Annotated in this window: 17 protein-coding genes; 11 read left to right on the forward strand and 6 right to left on the reverse strand. The window is 70.9% G+C overall.

Going from position 1 to position 16,648, the window contains the following annotated elements:
- Positions 1-19: 19 nt before the first annotated feature.
- Positions 20-973, reverse strand: coding sequence for an alpha/beta fold hydrolase (locus G6N19_RS11175; RefSeq protein ID WP_193464939.1), 954 nt, complete (start codon positions 971-973; stop codon positions 20-22).
- Positions 973-1,539: a phage holin family protein gene (locus G6N19_RS11180; protein ID WP_193464940.1), complete on the reverse strand. Its 567-nt coding sequence runs from the start codon at positions 1,537-1,539 to the stop codon at positions 973-975. The genes G6N19_RS11175 and G6N19_RS11180 overlap by 1 nt, the downstream gene beginning before the upstream one ends.
- Before the next feature lie 154 nt (positions 1,540-1,693).
- Here G6N19_RS11180 and G6N19_RS11185 point away from each other — a divergent pair, with 154 nt between their 5' ends.
- Entirely contained in the window at positions 1,694-2,410 is a 717-nt protein-coding gene (locus G6N19_RS11185) for a chymotrypsin family serine protease (protein ID WP_193464941.1), read from the forward strand.
- Positions 2,411-2,451: 41 nt separating this feature from the next.
- On the opposite strand, the gene acs is transcribed toward G6N19_RS11185, so the two are convergent.
- Positions 2,452-4,425, reverse strand: a complete 1,974-nt coding sequence (gene acs / locus G6N19_RS11190; RefSeq protein WP_193464942.1) for an acetate--CoA ligase — start codon at positions 4,423-4,425, stop codon at positions 2,452-2,454.
- Between the two features lie 198 nt (positions 4,426-4,623).
- Between acs and G6N19_RS11195 the strand changes: the two genes are divergently transcribed.
- Complete coding sequence (locus G6N19_RS11195) at positions 4,624-5,370, forward strand: Fic family protein (RefSeq protein ID WP_013830865.1); 747 nt, start codon at positions 4,624-4,626, stop codon at positions 5,368-5,370.
- A gap of 418 nt (positions 5,371-5,788) precedes the next feature.
- On the opposite strand, the gene G6N19_RS11200 is transcribed toward G6N19_RS11195, so the two are convergent.
- Complete coding sequence (locus G6N19_RS11200) at positions 5,789-6,559, reverse strand: HAD-IB family hydrolase (protein WP_232062690.1); 771 nt, start codon at positions 6,557-6,559, stop codon at positions 5,789-5,791.
- 550 nt (positions 6,560-7,109) lie between these two features.
- On the opposite strand from G6N19_RS11200, the gene ssd reads away from it, so the two are divergent.
- The 7 genes from ssd to G6N19_RS11235 all read left to right on the forward strand — a co-directional run bounded on the left by ssd (position 7,110) and on the right by G6N19_RS11235 (position 11,678).
- Positions 7,110-8,141 carry a septum site-determining protein Ssd gene (gene ssd, locus G6N19_RS11205; protein ID WP_081465681.1) on the forward strand — a complete coding sequence of 344 codons (1,032 nt, stop codon included), beginning with the start codon at positions 7,110-7,112 and terminating at the stop codon, positions 8,139-8,141.
- On the forward strand, positions 8,138-9,313 hold the full coding sequence (locus G6N19_RS11210) for a TadA family conjugal transfer-associated ATPase (RefSeq protein ID WP_013830862.1): 1,176 nt from the start codon (positions 8,138-8,140) through the stop codon (positions 9,311-9,313). The genes ssd and G6N19_RS11210 overlap by 4 nt, the downstream gene beginning before the upstream one ends.
- Positions 9,310-10,110, forward strand: coding sequence for a type II secretion system F family protein (locus G6N19_RS11215; protein WP_193464944.1), 801 nt, complete (start codon positions 9,310-9,312; stop codon positions 10,108-10,110). Before G6N19_RS11210 ends, G6N19_RS11215 begins: the two co-directional genes overlap by 4 nt.
- Positions 10,107-10,691, forward strand: a complete 585-nt coding sequence (locus tag G6N19_RS11220; RefSeq protein ID WP_085975736.1) for a type II secretion system F family protein — start codon at positions 10,107-10,109, stop codon at positions 10,689-10,691. The genes G6N19_RS11215 and G6N19_RS11220 overlap by 4 nt, the downstream gene beginning before the upstream one ends.
- A gap of 119 nt (positions 10,692-10,810) precedes the next feature.
- The gene (locus G6N19_RS11225; RefSeq protein WP_081465680.1) at positions 10,811-10,975 is read left to right on the forward strand and encodes a DUF4244 domain-containing protein; all 165 of its coding nucleotides are present in this window, start codon (positions 10,811-10,813) and stop codon (positions 10,973-10,975) included.
- A 6-nt stretch (positions 10,976-10,981) separates the two neighbouring features.
- Positions 10,982-11,329, forward strand: a complete 348-nt coding sequence (locus G6N19_RS11230) for a TadE family type IV pilus minor pilin (protein WP_013830858.1) — start codon at positions 10,982-10,984, stop codon at positions 11,327-11,329.
- A gap of 16 nt (positions 11,330-11,345) precedes the next feature.
- Positions 11,346-11,678 carry an Rv3654c family TadE-like protein gene (locus G6N19_RS11235; RefSeq protein ID WP_232062374.1) on the forward strand — a complete coding sequence of 111 codons (333 nt, stop codon included), beginning with the start codon at positions 11,346-11,348 and terminating at the stop codon, positions 11,676-11,678.
- Here G6N19_RS11235 and G6N19_RS11240 read toward each other — a convergent pair.
- A complete protein-coding gene (locus G6N19_RS11240) occupies positions 11,675-12,706 on the reverse strand; it encodes a PAS domain-containing protein (protein ID WP_013830856.1) in 1,032 nt (343 codons plus the stop codon). The genes G6N19_RS11235 and G6N19_RS11240 overlap by 4 nt on opposite strands.
- Before the next feature lie 300 nt (positions 12,707-13,006).
- Positions 13,007-15,361, reverse strand: coding sequence for a DEAD/DEAH box helicase (locus G6N19_RS11245; RefSeq protein ID WP_193464945.1), 2,355 nt, complete (start codon positions 15,359-15,361; stop codon positions 13,007-13,009).
- Between the two features lie 311 nt (positions 15,362-15,672).
- Between G6N19_RS11245 and G6N19_RS11250 the strand changes: the two genes are divergently transcribed.
- Together G6N19_RS11250 and G6N19_RS11255 are read left to right on the forward strand one after the other, a co-directional pair.
- The gene (locus G6N19_RS11250; RefSeq protein ID WP_005138711.1) at positions 15,673-15,876 is read left to right on the forward strand and encodes a cold-shock protein; all 204 of its coding nucleotides are present in this window, start codon (positions 15,673-15,675) and stop codon (positions 15,874-15,876) included.
- A 138-nt stretch (positions 15,877-16,014) separates the two neighbouring features.
- Positions 16,015-16,626 carry a hypothetical protein gene (locus tag G6N19_RS11255; RefSeq protein ID WP_041320315.1) on the forward strand — a complete coding sequence of 204 codons (612 nt, stop codon included), beginning with the start codon at positions 16,015-16,017 and terminating at the stop codon, positions 16,624-16,626.
- Positions 16,627-16,648: the final 22 nt, after the last annotated feature.

Here is a 16,648-nt window from a genome sequence, read left to right on the forward strand (position 1 = left end):
CGGATCGCCGCCCGGCTCGCTAGCTCGACGACAGGAACCGCATCAGCTGCTCGTTGACCTGATCCGGCGCCTCCTCATGGGCGAAGTGCCCTACGCCGGGCAGGGATACGTACCGGCCATGGGGTGCGTAACGCCGGGTCTTGGCCACGGGATCCGCCAGCACGTAGGGGTCGTCGTCGCCGCGCAGGTGCAGCAGCGGGATGTGCAGTGTCCGGAGATCGAGCGCCTTCATGAATCGCCGGCCCTCGGAACGGAGTTGGCTGCGCACCGCCCAGCGCTGGTACTCCAGCGCGGAATGTGCTGCCGCCGGGATCTGGATCGCGGTACGCAGGTGACCGATGGTTTCCGAGAAGTCCTCGCCCGCCTGCCAATTCGCGCCGGCCCTGCTGCGCACCAGGCGTTCGATCTCGGCGCCGTCGCGGCGGGTCAGGCTGCGCTCCGGCCAGAACGGCAGCTGGTAGCGCAGCAACCACGGCAGCAGTGCCCGGCCCTGATCGGTGCGGGTCAGCGCCGAGTTGCGCAGTGCCGCCGGATGCGGCGAGCTGACCAGGGCGATGGCGCGGACCAATCGCGGGTGCAGCAGCGCGGTCGCCCAGCACACCAGTCCGCCGTCGGCGTGACCGACCAGGGTCGCCGACGAGTGCCCCAGGGCGCGGATGAGTCCGGCGGTGTCCCCGGCCAGGGTCCAGCCGTCATAGCCGCGGGGTGGTTTGTCGCTGCCCCCGTAGCCGCGCAGGTCGACCGCGACGACCCGGACGCCGGTGAGCCCGCGCAGCTGGTGACGCCAGGTCCACCAGAACGAGCCGAAACCGTGCAGCAGCATCACCAGTGGCCGTGCCATCGGCGGGCCGTCGGCGGCGTCTTCGCCGGCCGGGATCGCCTCGACGACATGAAAGCGGATGCCGTTGGCGTGGATGTCTTGATGCCGCCACGGCCCGTCGATGCGGGTGATCGACGGATCCGGTGGCGGCACTACCAGCCCGAGGGGTCGGTGGCCGGTTTGCCGTCGTGCGCCTTCAGCGACTGCGGACCCGACGAGTGCAGCCGGTCCGGATCGGGGCGCAGTGCCTCGCGCGTCTCCCGCACCGATTCGATGGTTTGACGCGGTCCCCGGATGCGCCGGACCCGCAGGAAGCCGAACAACGCCAAGCCCGAGGCGACGGTCAGCATGACCCCGAACACGATCAGGTAGGCGGCCCAGTCCTGGAGCCAGATGTTGAGCACCTCGGCCAGGAAGAAGAAGAAAAAGAAGGTGGAGTAGAACAGCACGACCAAGGCCGCGATGAAGAACACGCTGCCGGTCAGGCCCTTCTTGACATCCCGGGTGATCTCGGCGCGGGCGAGCTCGACCTCGGCGCGCACCAGTGTCGACATCTGCGCCGTCGCGTCTTTGACCAGCTCGCCCAGCGACGGGTCGGCCGGCAGCGCGTGGGGATCCGTCAACGGGATGGTCGCCAAGGTGTTGGGCACCCCGTTGCGGTCCGCCCTGGCGGATCTGGTCGAGGCGCGTGACGCCTTCCTGCGATCGGCCTTGCTCACTGGCTGTCCTCCCGTTCGCTGTCGTCGCGGCTTAATGTTGCCATGCGGTAGCAGCCCCGACGACCCCGGCAAAGCAGCGGCCGAAATGGGCAGGCCCCACGTTAAGCTGTTTTTATACCCACCGGGGGTGGAGCTGATCGACGGGAGAACCGCTGTGCAGATCGCACACCACTGGTTGCTGCGCACCATCGCGACGGTGCTGACGTTGGCGTCATGCGTTGCAATGGCCGGCATTGCCGCGCCGGCCGCACGGGTCGCCGCCGACAACAAGGTGGTGATGGGCGGCGGCGCCGGGCTCGTCGTCGACGGCGACACGATGTGCACGCTGACCTCGATCGGACATGACAACACCGGTGCGCTGATCGGCTTCACCTCCGCACACTGCGGTGGCCCGGGCGCCGAGGTCGCCGCCGAGGGGTCGGAGTCCAACGGCACGATCGGGCTGATGGTGGCCGGAAACGACAACCTGGACTACGCGGTGATCGAGTTCGACCCGGAGAAGGTGACGCCGGTGTCCAACTTCGGGGGCTTCATCATCGGCGGCATCGGGCCGGACCCGTCCTTCGGTCAGATCGCCTGCAAACAGGGCCGCACCACCGGGAACTCCTGCGGCGTCACCTGGGGTCCGGGCCAGGACCCGGGAACCATCGTCATGCAGGTGTGCGGTCGGCCTGGCGATTCCGGCGGCCCCGTCGTGGTGAACAACATGCTGGTCGGCATGATTCACGGCGCGTTCAGCGAGGCGCTGCCCACCTGCGTGGTCAAGTACATCCCGCTGCACACGCCCGCAGTCGTGGTGTCGATCAATGCGGTGCTGGGCGATATCAACGCCAACAACCGGCCCGGCGCGGGCTTCGTCCCGATCGGCTGAGCGGACCGTCAGACGATCGCAGCTCCGGCAGGTCGCCGCCTTCAGTCGGCCGCCCGGATCGCGTCGAACACGCTGGGGTCCACCAGGGTTGAGGTATCACCGAGTTCGCGGCCGTCGGCGACGTCGCGCAGCAGTCGCCGCATGATCTTGCCGCTGCGGGTCTTCGGCAATTCCGGGACAACGTGGACCTTGTGCGGGCGGGCGATCGGCGAGATCTCCACCGTGACCCGCTCGCGCAGCTCGTCGACGATCGCGCCACCGGCCGCGCTGTGCGAGGCCGCCAGCACCACGAACGCGCAGATCCGTTGCCCGGTCTGCTCGTCGAGGGCGCCGACCACGGCGGCTTCGGCCACCGCGGCGTGACCGACCAGCGCGGACTCCACCTCGGCGGTGGAGATGCGGTGTCCGGACACGTTCATCACGTCGTCGATACGGCCGAGCACCCAGATGTCACCGTCGGCGTCATAGCGAGCGCCGTCACCGGCGAAGTACCAGCCCTGCTCGGCGAACCGCGACCAGTAAGTCTCGATGAACCGCTGCTCGTCCCCCCAGATTCCGCGGGCCATCGCCGGCCACGGCGCATCGATCACCAGGTATCCCGACACCGGTTCGCCGCCGGTGTCGTTCGGGGACACCAGATCACCGTGGTCGTCCACGATGCGCGCTGAAATCCCGGGCAGCGGGGCCATCGCGGCACCCGGTTTGGTCGCGGCAACGCCGGGCAGCGGGCAGATCATCGTCGCTCCGGTCTCGGTCTGCCACCAGGTGTCGACCACCGGCACCGCGTCCGCGCCGATCACCCGGCGATACCAGCGCCAGGCCTCCGGGTTGATCGGCTCACCGACCGACCCCAGCAGCCGCAGACTCGACAGGTCGTGGGCGTCGGGGATGTCGCGTCCCCACTTCATGAATGTGCGGATCAGCGTCGGCGCGGTGTAATAGATTGTCACGCCATATTTTTCGATGATCTGGAAGTGGCGGTGTTGGTCCGGGAAGTCCGGCGTGCCCTCGTAGATCACCTCGGTGGCGCCGTTGGCCAGCGGCCCGTACACCGCATACGTGTGGCCGGTGACCCACCCGATGTCTGCGGTGCACCAGAACACGTCGGTGGCCGACTTCAGGTCGAAAACGCAGTAGTGGGTGTAGGCCGCCTGGGTCAGGTAACCGCCGCTGGTGTGCACGATGCCCTTCGGCTTGCCCGTCGTCCCCGAGGTGTAGAGCAGGAACAGCGGCTGCTCGGCCTCGAACGCCTCGGGGGAGTGCTCGGGTGATGCGGCGTCGACGATGTCGTGCCACCACAGGTCGCGGTCGGGAGTCCAGGCAACCTGGGCGCCGGTGCGGCGCACCACCAGCACATGCTCGACGGTGCTTGTCGCTTCGGCTGCGCTCAACGCCTCGTCGACCGCGGGCTTGAGCGGGGCGGGCCGGCCGCGGCGGAACTGACCGTCGGAGGTGATCACCAGTTTCGCCTGCGCGTCGTCGATGCGGGAACGCAGCGCGTGCGCGGAGTAGCCGGCGAACACCACGGTGTGCAACACCCCCAGCCGGGCGCAGGCCAGCATCGCGATGATCGCCTCGGGGATCATCGGCAGATAGATGGCCACCCGGTCACCGGCGACCAGGCCAAGGTCCGTCAGCGCATTGGCCGCCCGGCTCACCTCGGCGAGCAACTCCGCATAGGTGATGGTGCGGGCGTCGTTGGCCGGCTCGCCCGCCCAGTGGATCGCCACCCGGTCGCCGTGACCGGCCGCCACGTGGCGGTCCACGCAGTTGTAGGCGACGTTGAGCCTGCCGTCGGCGAACCAGCGGGCGAACGGCGCCCGCGAGTAGTCGAGCACCTCGGTGAACGGCGTCGCCCAGTGCAGCCGGTTGGCCTGCTCGGCCCAGAACGCGAGCCGGTCGTGTTCGGCCGCACGGTAGGCCTCGGCGCCGGTGTTGGCGTGAGCGGTGAACTCGGGGGACGGTGGGTACGACGACGGCGAGTCTGCGGGGGCGGTGTCAGGGTTCCGGCTCACGGTCAGCAGCCTAACCACCCCGGTTCCTGCGGCGGTCCCGGCTTCGCCTCACCTCCACCGGCCCGGGGGCCGGCTCCAGTGAGCCTCGCCGAACCGCCCCGGTTCCTGCGTCGGTCCCGGCTTCGCCTCACCTCCACCGGCCCGGGGGCCGGCTCCAGTGAGCCTCGCCGAACCGCCGCGCCGGTAGTGTCACAGCCCGTGATCACCGACCCATTGGCCCCGCTGCTCGAATTGCCAGGCGTCGCCGACGCCAGCGAGAAGGTTCGCGATGAGCTGGCGCGGGCCCACCGGCACAAGACCAATGTGCGGGGGTGGGCGGTCAGTGCCGCCGAGGCCTCGTTGCGGGCGGCCCGGGCGTCGTCGGTGCTCGACGGTGGCCCCACCACGGTCGACGCGCGCTCGACCGGTGACCCGGTGTTCGCCGGTGCGCTGCGGGTGGCCCAGGCCCTGGAAGGCGGGGAGAACTCGCTGGTCGAGGTATGGCGGCGGGCCCCACTGCAGGCGCTGGCCCGGTTGCATGTGTTGGCCGCCGCCGATCTGGTCGACGAAGACCACCTCGGCCGCCCGGCGGGCGGCGGCGAGGTCGGGCGCCGGCTGGAGCTGCTGGCCGACCTGGCCGCCGGCGGCACCAGGGCGCCGGCGCCGGTGTTCGCCGCGGTGGTGCACGGCGAGCTGTTGACGCTCGCGCCGTTCGGCAGCGCCGACGGCGTGGTCGCTCGGGGTGCGGCCCGGCTGGTGACGATCGCCAGCGGGCTGGACCGGCACGGACTCGGCGTGCCCGAGGTGCACTGGATGCGCAAGGCCGGCGCCTATCGCCGCGCCGCGCAGGCTTTCGCCGGCGGTTCCACCGAGGGTGTGACGGAATGGCTGCTGCTGTGCTGCGGTGCGCTGCACGCCGGCGCGCTGGATGCACTGGGGATAGCTGAAGCGGGCGCCAAGCGCTGAATCCCGGGCCGTCGGAGCGAAACGAAGCGGGCGGCGCTCCGATGAAATCGGCTCGCCGCCCGCTAGTACGGTACACGGTTACCAAGCGTCCAACGTGGGTTGCGTGGGTGGCCTCGGCGCTCGTGCGGTGCTCCTCGGCTGCAGCCCCACCCAAAGGGCTGTCGGGACCGATTACGTTCCGCAATTACGCAGGCCCGCAACACTTCTGCCATCTTCGCGGCTGTGGCTCCGCGTGGGTACCGCTATCCGTACTGGGAAGTGCGGCTCGGGAGATCGATCCTTCTCTTCCGGGTCGACCCTGGCCTTACCGGCTTCCGTGCCTCCTTTGTACTACGTGACGCACGACACAGCAAGGCCTAATCGCAAACGTCGTCGACGGCGTCACCGGATTGTGACCGCACGCGTTTGCTGGTGTGGGTCAGAACACCCGGCGGCGCAGCAGCGAGTAAGTCAGCGCCCCGGCGACGACAGCGCTGATGCCGACCGCGGCGGTGGTGGCCACCGCGGCGCCGGACGGGGCCGGCAGGCGATCACGCAGCGACACCGGCCGCGAGAAGGTCAGCACCGGCCAGCCGTTGGCGACCGCCTCCTTGCGCAGCGCGCGGTCGGGGTTGACCGCCGAGGGGTGACCGACGGCCTGCAGCATCGGTAGGTCGGTGATCGAATCCGAATAGGCGTAGCAGTGCTCCAGCGGGTAGCCCTCCCGGGCGGCCAGCTCCCGGATGGCCTGCACCTTGCCCTCGCCGTAGCAGTAGAACGCGATCTCGCCGGTGTACTTGCCGTCGGCGACGACCATGCGGGTCGCCATGGCGTGGGTGGCGCCCAGGGCCCGGGCGATCGGCGCGACGATCTCCTCGCCGGAGGCCGAGACCACCACCACGTCGCGACCGCAGAGCTTGTGATCGGCGATCAACTCGGCCGCCTCGGCGAACACCAGCGGGCTGACGATGTCGTGCATCGTCTCGTTGACGATCGCCTTGACCTGTTCGACGTTCCAGCCGGTGCACATGTTGGTCAGATGGGTCCGCATCCGCTCCATCTGATCGTGGTCGGCCCCGGACAGCAGCATCAGGAACTGGGCGTAACTCGACTTGAGCACGGTGCGACGGTTGATCAGTCCCTGGTCCATAAAAGGTTTGCTGAAGGCCAGCGCGCTGGACTTGGCGATGATGGTGTGGTCGAGGTCCAGGAAGGCGGCGGTGCGGGTCCGGCTGTCGGTGTCCCTCGGCGATCCCTGCGACTGCGGCTGCCGGGTGTCCGGGTCGGAGGCGGTCACCGCTCCAGCATAGGTGCGAGGGCCGTCTGAACCGTGGCTATGCCGGAAAGAGCACTTCAGCGGCCGTGCGCTCCCGAGTGTCGCCATTTGGTGACAACACTTGCGCCGGACCGGCATGTCGTGTGTATAGTGTCATCACTCGGCTTATGCTGAGGGTGTATCGGCCCGACCCCCCGGGGTTGATACACGACGACCTCCGCCTCCTCCCCCCCTGGCGGGGGTCGTCTTTTTTAACCGGTCATTCTTCGCTGGAATGAGCTCCAGATCTTCCTGGAAGTATTGAAAAACCGGAATTATGATCCGATTGGTATTGATATTGGGCGGCCGCATGTCGGGCAGTTCTGCACAGTCGCGGTAGCGCTCCACAACGGGCGCGTAGGGCCTGGCGCGGCAGCGGTCGCACCGCCACGGTGAGGGCGTGAGCACAACCGCCGGCCTGTTGACCCTCGTCGCCCAACCCGCGATGCGCGACGAACTGGCCCGGGTGGCTGCGGCCGTCGGCGTGCGGGTCATCCAGCTCGATGCCACGTCGGTGCCCAGCCGCAAGGCCTGGACCGCAGCCGCGGCCATCGTGGTCGATGAGGCGGCCGCCGCCCGGTGTTCGGCGGCCCGGCTGCCGCGCCGCGCTCACGTCATCGTCGTCACCGGGGCCCAACCCGGCCCGGCCAGCTGGCAAGGAGCCGTCGCGGTCGGCGCACAGCGCGTCCTGACACTGCCCATCGACGGCGACGAGTTGGTGGCCGAGCTGGCTGAGGCGGCAGCGGCGGTACGTGACGGCGGGCGCCGCGGCGAGGTCATCGCGGTGATCGGCGCGCGCGGCGGAGCCGGCGCGTCGCTGCTGGCGACGGCGCTGGCACAGCGCGCCGGTGAGGCGCTGCTGGTCGACCTGGACCCCTGGGGCGGTGGCATCGACCTGCTGGCCGGCACCGAGAACGCCACCGGCCTGCGCTGGTGCGATCTGACCGCGCAGACCGGGCGGCTGACCTGGCCGGCGCTGCGTGACGCGCTGCCGCGCCAGCGCGGCGTCAGTGTGCTGTCGGGCGCCCGGCGCGGCCAGCAGCCCGGCGATGTCGAAGCCGGAACCGTTGACGCTGTGGTCGAGGCCGGCCGCCGCGGCGGGATCACGGTCGTCTGTGATCTGCCCCGGGCCCTGACCGATCCGGTCGAGACCGTCTTGGCCGCTGCCGATCTGGTGGTCGTGGTCAGCCCGTGTGATGTGCGTTCGTGTGCGGCCGGCGCCGCGATCGCACCGCGGCTGCGGGCGGCCAATCCCAACGTCGGGCTGGTGGTGCGCGGGCCGGCCCCCGGCGGGCTTCGCGCCGTCGAGGTGGCCGAGATCACCGGGTTGCCGCTGCTGGCGACGCTGCGGGCCGAGCCGCGGCTGGCCGAGCGGCTCGAACACGCGGCGTTGCGCCTGCACCGCCGGTCTGCGCTGGCGGCCGCTGCCGGCCGGGTACTCGATGTGTTGCCCGCCCGAACGGCCCTGGCGGCATGAGGGATTCGCTGATCGACCGGGTCAGGGAAAGGCTGGCCTCGGAGTCGTCGGCATTCTCGGATCTGCGCCCGGAGGCGGTGGCCGCGGCGATCCGGGCGGAATCCGGCGGGGTCCTCGGGGACACCGAGATGCTGTCCAACCTGCGGACGCTCCAAACCGAGTTGACCGGTGCCGGGATCCTGGAGCCGCTGTTGTGCGCGGCGGACACCACCGACGTGCTGGTCACCGCCCCGGACGCGGTATGGGTCGATGACGGAGCCGGCTTGCGGCGCACCGACATCCGGTTCGCCGACGAAGCCGCCGTACGCCGGTTGGCGCAGCGGCTGGCGGCGGCCGCCGGGCGTCGGCTCGACGACGCCCAGCCATGGGTCGACGGCCGGCTCGGTGGGATCGGCACCGGCGAGTTCACCGTGCGCCTGCACGCGATGCTGCCGCCGGTCGCCGCGGACGGGACCTGTTTGTCACTGCGGGTGTTGCGGCCGGCGACCCAGGACATCGCCGCATTGGCCGCGGCGGGCGGTATCGCACGCGCGGCGGTGGCGCTACTGGCCGACATCGTCGACGCGCGACTGGCGTTTCTGGTCTCCGGTGGCACCGGCGCCGGAAAGACCACACTGCTGTCGGCGATGCTGGGCGCAGTGCACCCTCGGGAGCGGCTGGTCTGCGTCGAGGACGCCCCGGAGTTGCAGCCGCGCCACCCTCATCTGGTCCGGCTGGTCGCCCGGGCGGCCAACGTCGAGGGAGCCGGTGAGGTGGGATTACGCGATCTCGTCCGGCAGGCGCTTCGGATGCGGCCGGATCGGCTGGTGGTCGGCGAGGTCAGGGGCGCCGAGGTGGTCGATCTGCTGGCCGCGCTGAACACCGGACACGACGGCGGCGCGGGCACCGTGCACGCCAACAGCCCCGCCGAGGTCCCGGCCCGCCTGGAAGCGCTGGCCGCACTCGGCGGCCTGGACCGCGCCGGGCTGCACAGCCAACTGGCCGCCGCCGTCCAAGTGTTGTTGCACGTCGGACGCGAGCGCGGTGGCAAGCGCCGGCTCACCGACATCTCCGTGCTGCGCCGCACCGACACCGGCCTGGTGCAGGCCGCACCGGTGTGGCAAGTCGATCGGGGCCTGAGTGAGCATGTCGCCGAATTCCGGGCACTGCTGCGCGAGCGGACGCCGGCGTGACCGGCCCGGGGATCGCGGCACTTGCGCTCGCTGCGGCCGCACTGCTCGGCGGTTCCCCGCGTGGGCGGCTCCGGCCGGTCGATCGCCGCGGCCAGCGGGGCACCCGGTGGGCCGTGCTGGGGTTGCCGGCCGGCTGCGCCGCCCTGCTGGCCGTGGTCGCGCTGCCAGCCAGTGGCTGCCTGGCCGGGGCGCTGGCTGTCGGCACCGCTGCGCTGCGCCATCACCGGCGCCGCCGCGGTCGCCGCGCCGCGGCGGAGTCACGGGCGCTGGAAGCCGCCCTCGATGTGCTGGTCGGTGAGCTGCGTATCGGAGCGCATCCGGTGCGGGCGTTCGCCGCTGCCGCCGCCGAGACCGGCCACGACTCGGTGGCCGCCGGCTTGCGCAGCGTGGTCGCCCGCGCCCGACTGGGCGCCGACGTCGTCACCGGGCTACGTGATGCGGCCGGGTCTTCGGCGATGCCCTCGCATTGGGAGCGGCTCGCGGCCTACTGGCAGCTCGGCGGCGAACAGGGCCTGGCGGTAGCCGCCCTGATGCAGGCCGCCCACAGTGACATCACCGCCCGACAGCGGTTCTCGGCTCAAGCCGAGGCCGGGATGGCCGGCGCGCGGGCGTCGGCGACGATCCTGGGCTGCCTGCCGGTGCTCGGTGTGCTGCTGGGCCAAGTGATCGGGGCCCGTCCGGTCGCCTTTCTGCTCGGTGGTCCGGGCGGGGTGCTGTCGGTGGTCGGAGTGAGCCTGATCTGCGCCGGGCTGCTGTGGTCGGATCGGATCACCGGACGTGTGGGCGCCGCCTTATGAGTGCCGCCGCCGTGTTGCTCGCGATGGCCGTGCTGGCCGCCCCGTCGACGGTGCGGGCGCGGGCGGGGATGCCGCGGCCGCAACAACCCGTGCGCCACCGGCTGACGCCGGGCGGAGACGCGCTGGCGTTGGCCGCCGGCCTCGAGGTGTTCGCCCTGTGCCTGACCGCCGGAATGCCGGTCTCCGGTGCGGCCGCGGCCACCGCCCGATACGCGCCGCCGCAGTTGGCGGAAGTGCTGCGCCGCGGTGCGGACCTGTTGGCCCTGGGCGCCGAACCGGGCGTCGCGTGGTCGGCGTCGCCGGATCGATCAGCCGGTGCGCTCGACCCCTCGACTACCGCGGTGCTCCGGCTGGCCCGGCGATCGGGTGCCTCCGGCGCGGCGCTGGCCACCGGGCTGGTCGCACTGGCCGCCCAATGCCGAGCGGAGGCGGCCCACCAGGCCACGGCCGCCGCGGAGCGGGCCGGGGTGCTGATCGCCGGGCCGCTCGGGCTGTGCTTCCTACCGGCCTTCGTGTGCCTGGGCATCGTGCCGGTGGTGGCCGGGCTGGCCGGTGACGTACTGCGGTCGGGCCTGCTGTGAGCGGGCGATGCGTCGCGGAGGTCCCGCGGAAACCCGCCGGAGAAAATGATGGAGGATATCTGGTGAAAACACCGATACTGCAGGTGCGCAACGCGTTTCGAAGCGTCCAGCTCAAGTTGATGTTGCTGGCGGCAGACGAGTCGGGGATGTCCACGGTCGAGTACGCGATCGGGACGATCGCGGCCGCCGCCTTCGGGGCGATCCTTTACACCGTCGTCACCGGGGATTCGATCGTGGCCGCGCTGAATCGGGTCATCGGGCGCGCACTGAACACCAAGGTCTGACGGGCGTTGGCCGGCCGTGGCCGACTCACCGACGATGCCGGCGCCAGCACGGTCGAGGCGGCGTTCGCGTTGGCGGCCCTGGTCGCGGTGCTGGTGCTGTGCCTGGCGGGGATCAGCGCGGTGTCCGCACAGCTCCGCTGCCTCGACGCCGCCCGGGAGGCGGCCAGGTTGGCGGCGCGCGGCGATACGCCGGCGGCGACGGCGGTGGTCCGGCGGATCGCTCCCGCCGGTGCGGCGGTCCGGCTGCACCCCGACGGCGGCTTCGTGGTCGCGACGGTCACTGTCCGGCCGGCGTTGCTGCCGGGCCTGGTGGTCAGCGCTGAGGCGGTGTCGGCCGCCGAGCCGTCCCGGTGAGGCCGGCGCGGCCACCGTGGCCGCCGCCGCGATGGTGGCCGTGTTGCTGACGGTCACCGGCGGGGGTTTCCTGTTGGGCGCGGCGGTCATCGCTCGGCACCGGGCGCAGTCGGTCGCCGACTTGGCCGCCCTGGCCGGCGCGGCCCGCATCCCACTCGGGCCGGATGCGGCGTGCGAGGCGGCGCAACGACTGGCCCGAAAGATGGCAGTCCGCGAAATCGCTTGTGCGGTCGATGGGCTCGACCTGACGGTCACCGTCGCGGTCGCAGTGCCCGGCTGGCGGATCGGTCCGGCCAGGGCGAGCGCTCGCGCCGGTCCCGTCGGCGAGGCGGCGCGAGCGATTGGCTAAGAGGCGTCGGCCGGCGGGTCCAGCCCGGCCTCGGCCAGTTCGCCGTCGGTGGGCAGCCGCAGCGCGATCAGGCCGGCGTAGGTGCCCGCTTCGAGCTCGATCCGGTTCACCGTCACATGCACCGGCGCCCAGCCTCCGTCCGACTGGCGCAGTCGCAACACTCCGGTCGCCGGCCCGGCGGTGAAATCGGTCGTCATGCGGGCGACCCGGGCCTCGTCGTCGGGATGCACCCGGGGGGCGTCGACCGTGCCGCGCCAGTCGTAGAACGGGCACGGGTCGTCCAGCCACTTCAGCAGCCGCCAGTCGATCAGGTCGACCATGGCCCGGTGCACACCGGGCTGCGCCAGCCCGTGCAGGATCTGCTGCGCCAGGAAGTCGGGGCGGTGCACGGTGCCGTCGAGTTGGCCGCGCCAATTCATGCCCCGCGCGACCAGATGCTCACGCCTGCCGAGACCGGACTCCCAGCCGGTGCGCGCCACGAAACCCACCCGGATGGTGTCGCCGCGAAAATCGGTGACATCCCAACTGCTGCAGATGGTCTTGTCGGGTTCGGCCCGAATCGCCAGTGCCAGCACCTTGTTCTCGTTGGGGTTGAAGTCGCGGGTGGGCAGTTCCTCGGCGAAGGCCCGGCCGTGGGTGGCCTCCACTGTGGGGTCCTTGCCGCTGTTGGCCAGGGATTCCTCGGTGTCGGTGGCGACGCCGAGGGTCAGGTCCCACTTCAGCGGGCCAGGGGTGGGACGCTCCGGTGGTTCGACATCGGCGGGGCCACTCCAGACATGCACGCCGTGCACGCGGCCGTCGGACATCACCACCGGTTCGGTCCGGATCACCCGATCATGCTTGGGGGTGATGCTGACCAGGCTCTGCCCGGTGCGCATCGTCTCGGCGATCGCGGTCCGGATCGCGGCCAGATGGGGGCTGCGACGCAGGAACTGGGTGATCGGCACCAGATTCTTCACCTGGCGTCCCTGGGCGACGACTGCCGGTTCACCGCCGAGCGTCTCCACCAGCAACCAGTCGTGTGCCATAACCGGGAATTTTACGGCCAACGGTTCGCTACCAGCACCGACAGCGGCCGTTTCCCAGTTTTGTCCGGCGACTGGAGGTAGCCTGGTTGGTTTTCGAGTTGCGTTGGTCCCGTACAGCCGGTAACTTACGGCCGCGTCCGGCTCTGTACCGGGTCTTGGGGAACGGTTCGTTCTCGACCGTTCGTCTCGCTGCTCCGTCGGCGTCTCCGGTGGCACGTTTGCCACGGGAGTCCGCGGGGTATCGGTTCGGGGAGTCGGCCGTTCGGGGGGTCGGCCGACTCCCGCAACCGTGCTTCCCGGCTAGTGTCGGCCCGTGCCGTTGAGCCTGTCGAGCACCAATCGCAGCACCCGCACCGCACCATCCTTGTCCAATGGGTCGTTGCCGTTGCCGCACTTGGGCGACTGCACGCATGACGGGCAGCCGTGCGGGCATTCACAGCCTTCGATCGTCTCGACGGTGGCGGCCAGCCAGGTGGCCGCCGAGCGGAACCCCCGCTGGGCGAACCCCGCGCCGCCCGGGTAGCCGTCGTAGACGAACACGCTGGGCAGCGCGCCCAGTGAGCCCGGGCCCAGCGCCATCGACAGTCCGCCGATGTCGCCGCGGTCGCAGCTGGCCACCAGCGGTAGCAACCCGATCGCCGCGTGCTCGGCGGCGTGCAACGCCCCCGGTATCCGCGCTTCGGTGATGCCACAGTCGGCCAACGCCTCGGCGGTTACGGTGTAGACCACCGCGGTGGTCGGCAGCGTCGCCGGTGGCAGCTCCAGCTCGACGAAGTCCAGCACCTCTCCGGTCGGTAGCCGCCGCAGGTAGCCGACGATCTGCCGGGTCACCGTGACCGGCATCAGTCCGAGGCTGACCGGCCCGAACCACGCGCGTTCGCCGTCACCGGTCACCGCTATGTCGGTGATCTCCCGGGCGAACGTTGCGTAACCGGGATCCTCGGCGTGCACGAAGGCGATCCGGCGTTCGGGGTCCAGCGAATCGACCAGGTAACTCTCGCCCTGATGCAGATACACCGCCCCGGTGTGCACGGTGGCTGGCGCCCGCCCGGCATCGACGTTGCCCAGTAACCGGCCGGTGTCGGCTTCCACGATCACCACCTGCCCGCCGGCAGCGCCCCGGATGTCGACCTCGTGATGCGGGTCGAGCCCGGGCGCGGGGAAATACTTCTCGGAGCGCCGGCGCAGCAGGCCGTCGTCGACCAGGTTCTCGGCGACCCGCTCGGCGCCCAGTTGCGCCACCTCGGCCACCGTCAGCGGCAGCTCAGTGGCCGCGCACAGCAGCTGCGGCCCCAGCACATACGGGTTGGCTGGGTCGATCACGACCTGTTCGATCGGTTTGTCGAGCAGCGCCGCGGGATGATGCACCAGGTAACTGTCCAGCGGGTCGTCGCGGGCGATCAGCACGATCAACGCGGTCTGACCGCGCCGGCCGGATCGGCCGGCCTGCTGCCAGAACGACGTCACGGTGCCGGGAAAACCGGCGATCACCACCGCGTCCAGCCCGGCGATGTCCACCCCGAGCTCCAGCGCGTTGGTGGTGGCCAGCCCGTACAGCTCGCCGTCGGCCAGCGCACGTTCCAGCCCCCGGCGGTCCTCGGCCAGATAGCCCGCCCGGTAGGAGGCGACCTTGTCGGCCAGCGCCGGGGCGACCGATTCCAGCCGGGTGCGGGCAGCCAGCGCGGTCAGTTCGGCGCCGCGGCGCGAGCGGACGAAGGTCAGCGTGCGCGCGCCCTCGGCGATCAGGTCGGCCATCACCCGGGCCGCCTCGGTGCCCGCAGCACGGCGCACCGGCGCGCCGTTCTCCCCGGTCATGTCGCCGCGCAGGGCGGGTTCCCACAGCGCCACCGTGCGGGCGCCGTGCGGCGAGCCGTCCTGGGTGACCTCGGCGACGGGCTGCCCGATCAGAGCCGCCGCGCTGGCCCCCGGTGCCGCCGTGGTGGCGCTGGCGAAAATCACCGTCGGCCCCGGCGCACCGGGCGCTGTGTAGCGGGCGCACAACCGCAGCAGCCGCCGCAGCACCATCGCCACATGTGAGCCGAAGACGCCCCGGTAGTAGTGGCATTCGTCGACGATCACGAAGCGCAGCCCGCGCAGGAACACCGCCCAGCGGGCATGGTTGCGCAGCAGTGACAGATGGATCATGTCCGGGTTGGAGAACACCCAGCGGGACCGTTCCCGGGCGAACCGGCGCAGCTCGGCGGAGCTGTCGCCGTCGTAGGCGATCGGCGCCACGGCAGCGGCTGCCTCGCTCAACCGCGGCACCGCCGCGGTCAGCGTGTGCGCGGTGCGCAGCTGGTCATGGCCCAGCGCCTTGGTCGGCGACAGGTACAGCGCCCGGGCACGCGGGTCGGCCGCCAGGGCCGCCATGACCGGAAGTTGATAGGCCAGCGACTTTCCCGACGCCGTACCGGTCCCGATCACCACATGACGCCCGGTGTGTGCCAGTTCGGCGGCGGCCAGCTGATGCGACCACGGCCTCTCGATCCCGCGCCCGGTGAAGGCGCCGACGACGTCGTCGCCGGCCCAGTCCGGCCAGGCGCCCGCTTGCCCCGGCGACGCCGGCAGGTCGGCTACGTGGCGCAGCGGATCCTCGCCCGGTTCGATGCCGGCGAGCGCGGCGGCCAGCAATTCACCGCCGAAATTCACCGTCATTCATCCTGTCCTCAGTCCTGCACAGAAAGTCCGCCGCCGTATTGTTCACCCTCCGACCGGCATTTTGGGCACCGCAGTCTGTCCTCGGCGCGACGAACGTGGTTGACTGATGGGCGGTCGTAGCTTCTGTGTTCGTGTCAAGCCTTCGCAGGATCTGTGGTTGCGGCCGCAGTGCCCGCGGGGGATGGGTCGGTGGCAGCATCGACCGACCGCCAGGGTACGGCGGCCGGAACAGGCCCGGGGCAGCGAAAGGCGGTGCCCCGAACAACGGTGCTATGCACCGGGCAAGAAGAGTAAGGAAAGATCGACAGATGCCACAGGGAACTGTGAAGTGGTTCAACGCGGAGAAGGGCTTCGGCTTTATCGCGCCTGAAGACGGGTCAGCGGACGTGTTTGTCCACTACACGGAGATCCAAGGGTCCGGCTTTCGCACCCTCGAGGAGAATCAGCGAGTGGAGTTCGAGGTCGGGCAGAGCCCCAAGGGCCCGCAGGCCACCGGCGTCCGCGCCGTCTAAGCAACGGGATTCGGCGACACCCCCCGGGCAGCTCCCACCAACGGAGCAAAGCCGGGGGGTTTCGTTAACGGGCGGGTCGGGCAGGATGAGCCGACCCGGACGCCGCTGGGGATGCTGGACCGGCTTACTGTCGGTTACGTGAGCCAGCTTTCCTTCTTTTCGGCAGACTCGGTGCCGCCCAGCGTCGCCGACCTCGCCGGGGTGCTGGCCGGCCCGGGACAGATCGTCGTCATGGGCGCCGAGGCGCGGCTGTCGGTCGTGGTCGATGCGCAGTGGCGGGCGGTGGCGCTGGCCGAGCTGATCACCGAGGCCGGGTTGCTGCCGGAGATCACCCGCACCGAGGAGGACACCCCGCTGGTGCGGACGGCAGTGGATTCGCGGCTGCGCGCGCTGGCGCAGGCCTGGACGCGAGGAGCGGTGAAGACCGTGCCGCCGCAATGGGTTCCGGGCCCGCGGGAACTGCGGGCGTGGACGCTGGCGGCCGGCGCCGCAGAAGCCGACCGGTATCTGCTCGGTCTGGATCCGCACGCGCCCGACACCTTCGCGCCGCTGGCCTCGGCCCTGATGCGGGTCGGGATAGCGCCCACCTTGATCGGCATCCGCGGCAGCCACCCGGCGTTGCGGATCACCGGCCGCCGCAGGCTTGCACGCCTGGTGGAAAATGTCGGGGAATCACCGCCCGTTCCCGAGGCGTTGACCCAATGGCCGCGTGTCGAGGCACCGATCCCGGGCCATCGAGGCCACCTTTGAGAGAATTCCGTGCTGGACGTCG

Source organism: Mycobacterium novum, from assembly GCF_010726505.1.
Lineage (GTDB): Bacteria > Actinomycetota > Actinomycetes > Mycobacteriales > Mycobacteriaceae > Mycobacterium > Mycobacterium algericum.